4 protein-coding genes are annotated in these 4,545 nt (G+C 68.1%); all 4 read left to right on the forward strand.

What is annotated here, in order from left to right:
- Positions 1-323: hypothetical protein (locus GTP90_RS34920; protein ID WP_217432063.1), on the forward strand; the 323-nt coding region annotated here is incomplete at its 5' end.
- Positions 324-528: 205 nt separating this feature from the next.
- Positions 529-2,118: a ShlB/FhaC/HecB family hemolysin secretion/activation protein gene (locus tag GTP90_RS34925; RefSeq protein ID WP_161087814.1), complete on the forward strand. Its 1,590-nt coding sequence runs from the start codon at positions 529-531 to the stop codon at positions 2,116-2,118.
- 28 nt (positions 2,119-2,146) lie between these two features.
- Positions 2,147-3,010 (forward strand): FecR family protein, encoded by an 864-nt coding sequence (locus tag GTP90_RS34930; RefSeq protein WP_161087815.1) that lies wholly within the window; start codon positions 2,147-2,149, stop codon positions 3,008-3,010.
- A 77-nt stretch (positions 3,011-3,087) separates the two neighbouring features.
- Positions 3,088-4,545: heavy metal translocating P-type ATPase (locus tag GTP90_RS34935; protein ID WP_175048349.1), on the forward strand; the 1,458-nt coding region annotated here is incomplete at its 3' end.

The raw sequence follows: 4,545 nt of genomic DNA on the forward strand, positions 1-4,545 counted from the left end.
CCGCCGACATCAAGGCCGCAGCCGATGCCGCCGCCGCCGCAGCAGCGGCGGGAAGCGCGGGCGGCCAGCCGCCGACGCCGGCCTCGCAGGCGGTGAGCACCACGGTCAACATCATCAACACGGTCTCCTTGTTCAATATTGCCAAGAACCCGGCGATGTCGTTGCCGGCGGAGACCAGCACGGCGTCGGGCGGATCGGGCGGCGGCAGCGCCGGTCCCGCCAAGCCGGACGACAAGGTGCCGGACGAGAAGGACAAGACCGGCAGCAAGGTCGACGTACTCGCCAGCAAGTCCGAGCCGGCCAAGAAGATGTACTGCAACTGAGGAAACGCGATTTGCGCAGGTCCGGGCGCCGGGAGTGAACTGAAATCCAACACTCGGCGCCGGGGCTTGCCAATTCGGTATTTCAAATAGGCATTGAATATGGCGGCCATGCTAGCATTGGAAGAGCGTTTGCAGAGTCCGCCGGCGTTGACGAGAGGTTTTCAAAGTTGAAAAAATATACGCGACAAACACTACGAGCGACCCCATGAGAAATAGCTTAACCCGCTTGCTGGCAGGTTCTCTTTTAAGCGCCGCCGTGGCATCGGCCTGGGCCGTGGACCAGCCGCCCGCCGAGGGCGCCCCCATCCGTTTCGAGATCGCCCGTTTCGAGGTCAAGGGCAATACCCTGCTGCCGCAGGCGCAGGTCGACGCGCTGCTGGCCAAATTCACCGGCAAGGAGCGCGACTTCGGCGACGTGCAGCGCGCGCTGGAGGCGCTGGAGGCCGTGTATCACCAGCGCGGCTACAACGTGGTGACGATCGAGCTGCCGGAGCAGGAACTCAACCGGGGCGTGGTGCAGCTGCGCGTGGTGGAGACGCGCATCGGCCGCATCCAGGTCAAGAACAATCTGTACTTCGACGAGAACAATATCCGCCGCAGCCTGCCCGCCCTGCAGGAAGGCCGCACGCCCGACCTGAAGGCGGTCTCGGCCAACCTGAAGCAGGGCAACGAGAGTCCGGCCAAGGAAGTCACGCTCAAGCTGCAAAGCGGCGAGCAGGACGATGAGGTCGACGCCATCCTGGACGTCAAGGACCAGACGCCCTGGAAGGGCATGGTCAACGTCGACAACACCGGCACCCAGCAGACCGGCAAGACCCACCTCGGCTTCATCCTGCAGAACGCCAACCTGTTCAACCGCGACCACCTGGCCTCGCTGCAGTACACCACCTCGGCCGAGGAACCGGGCCGCGTCAAGGTGTACGGCGCCGGCTACCATATTCCGCTGTACGCGCTGGGCGATTCGCTGGACTTCTTCGCCAGCTATTCCAACGTCGATTCCGGCACCGTGTCGGCCGGCGCGGTCAACCTGGCCGTCAGCGGCAAGGGCGCGGTGTACGGCGCGCGCTACAACCAGAGCCTGGCCAGGCGCGGCGAGCTGGAATCCAAGCTCAGCTACGGCGTCGACTACAAGGCCTACAAGAACAGCGTGCAGCTGCAGGGCCTGGAGCTGGGCAACGACGTCACCGTGCATCCGCTCAGCGTGAGCTACCAGGCCACGCTGCCGCTCAAGCAGGGCGAGGTGAGCGGCCAGCTGACGCTGCTGCGCAATGTCTCCGGCGGCGCCAAGGGCGACCAGCACGCGTTCACGCTGGCGCGCGACGGCGCCAAGGCCGACTACACCATGCTGCGCCTGGCCGGCAGCGCGACCCGGGCGCTGGCCAACGACTGGCAGCTGCGCGCCATCGTCAACGGCCAGTACACCAGCGACGCGCTGATCCCCGGCGAGCAGTTCGGCGCCGGCGGCGCGACCTCGGTGCGCGGCTTCATCGAACGCGAGATTTCCAACGACTCCGGCCTGGGTGTCAACCTGGAGGCCTACACGCCCAACGTCTGCAGCCACGCGGGCTGGAACTGCCGCCTGCTGGGCTTTTACGACGCCGCCTACGTCAAGCGCAACCACGCGCTGCCGGGCGAACTGACCAGCACCAGCATCGCCAGCGCCGGCGTCGGCGCGCGCTTCGTGCTGTCGACCTACGCCAACCTGCAACTCGATTTCGGCCACGTGGTCCGCGCCGGCAACACCGGCCGCGACAACGCCAGCCGCCTGCACCTGCGCCTGGGACTGGCGTACTGAGCGTCCCCTGAATGTACTGGAAATGAATATGTCACAGCCTAAAAACTCTCTCGTGGTCCGGGCCTTGCTCCAGGGCCTGCTGTTGCTGGCCCTGTGTGGCGCGGCGGGCGCCGGCTGGGCCGCGCAAGTGGTGGGCACGGTGGTCCAGCTGAGCGGGCCGCTGCTATCCAAAAAGGCCGACGGCGTGGTGCGCATCCTGTCGATGCGTTCCGAGGTCGAGAGCGGCGACACGCTGGTGACCGAGAAGAACACCTATGCGCTGGTCAAGTTCATCGACAACAGCGAGATCACGCTCAAGCCGGCCACCACCTTCAAGGTCGAGAACTTCAGCTACGACGCCGGCAAGCCGGAGGCCGACAACGCCTCGTTCAGCCTGGTCAAGGGCGGGCTGCGCTCGGTCACCGGCCTGCTGGGCAAGCGCAACAAGGAGAAGTTCGCCATGAAGACGCCGAGCGCCACCATCGGCATCCGCGGCACCACCTTCATCGCCGACCTGGTCGAGCCGAGCGAGCAGGCGGTCGCGGCGCGCCTGGCCTACAACCTGGCCAGCACCGCCGCGCTGGACCCGCTGGCCGCGCCGGTGCAGCCGCTGATGCTGGCGCAAGCGGTGCCGTCGTCGCCGCAACCGCTGCCGTCGCCGCCGGGGCTGATGGCGCCTGGCCTGTATGTGCACGTGATCGACGGGCTTATCCATGTGACCAACGCCGGGGGCGCCAGCAATTTCGCCGCCGGCCAGTTCGGTTACACGCCCAACTTCCAGCAGCCGCCGGTGATCCTGCCGGTCAATCCCGGCATCCAGTTCATGCCGCCGCCGGCGTTCAACCAGAGCACGGCCCCGTCGGCGCGCAACACGGCCGGCAAGTCGAACGTCATCGACTGCGAAGTGCGCTGATCGCCGCAATTTGGACTTGACCTTCCCATCGTGGGATACTTGATGCTGTCAGCATCGAGTCTTCCACCGGGATCGCCATGTCCAACTCCGCTTCTCCTCTTACACAATCGATCAACATCGAGGGCATGACCTGCGCCTCCTGCGTGGGCCGCGTCGAGCGCGTGCTGGCCGCGGTGCCGGGCGTGGACAAGGTCAGCGTCAACCTGGCCACCGAGTCGGCGCGGGTGGAGTCGTCGCAGCCGCTGGATTTCTCCCTGCTGGCGCAGGCAATCGACAAGGCCGGCTACCACGCCACGCCGGAACTGCCGCCATCCGCGCCCGCGCCCGCGCCGCCCGCGCCGACGCTGGCCCATCCCACCGGCGGCCGCGCGGTGCTGCTGGCGGCCTTGCTGTCGCTACCGCTGCTGCTGCCGATGCTGCTGGAACTGGCCGGCGTCCACTGGATGCTGGACGGCCGCGTGCAGCTGCTGCTGGCGACGCCGGTGCAGTTCTGGCTCGGCGCGCGCTTCTATCGCGCCGGCTGGCTGGCGGTGCGCGCCCGCAGCGGCAATATGGACCTGCTGGTGGCGCTGGGCACCAGCGCCGCGTATGGCCTGAGCGTTTACCAGTTGTTCGCATCGGCGTCCGCCATGCCGCACCTGTATTTCGAAGCGTCGGCCGTGGTGATCACCTTGATACTGCTGGGTAAATGGCTGGAGGCGCGCGCCAAGCGGCAGACCACGTCGGCCATCCGCGCCTTGCAGGTGCTGCGGCCCGAGTCCGCGCGCGTGCGGCGCGGCGACCAGGATGTCGAAGTGCCGATCGCCGATGTGCGGCCGGGAGAGCTGGTGGTGGTGCGTCCCGGCGAGCGCGTGGCGGCGGACGGCGAGGTGGTGGAGGGCGCCAGCCATGTCGACGAGGCGCTCATCACCGGCGAAAGCCTGCCCGTGGCGCGCCATGCCGGTGACCGCGTGACGGGAGGCGCCATCAACGGCGAGGGCCTGCTGCTGGTGCGGGTGACGGCGGTGGGCGCGGAGAGCACGCTGGCGCGCATCATCCGGCTGGTGGAGGACGCGCAGGCGGCCAAGGCGCCGGTGCAGCATCTGGTGGACCGCGTCAGCGCGGTGTTCGTGCCGGTGGTGCTGGTGCTGGCGGTGCTGACCTTTGCGGCCTGGTGGCTGGCGACCGGCGACGCCGAGCGGGCCATCATCAACGCGGTGGCGGTGATGGTGATCGCCTGCCCGTGCGCGCTGGGCCTGGCGACACCGGCCGCCATCATGGCCGGCACCGGCGTGGCGGCGCGCCACGGAATACTGATCAAGGACGCGGAAGCGCTGGAGCTGGCGCACCGCATCACCACCGTGGCGTTCGACAAGACCGGCACGCTCACCGAAGGCAAGCCGTCGCTGGCGGCGCTGGAGCCGGTTGGCATCGATGAGACGCGCCTGCTGCAACTGGCCGCCGCCATCCAGCGCGGCAGCGAGCACGCACTGGCCCGCGCCGTCACCGAAGCCGCCGCCGCGCGCGGGGCCGCCATGCCGACGGCCGCCAACGTC

This window comes from Duganella vulcania (genome assembly GCF_009857655.1).
Classification (GTDB): domain Bacteria; phylum Pseudomonadota; class Gammaproteobacteria; order Burkholderiales; family Burkholderiaceae_D; genus Rugamonas; species Rugamonas vulcania.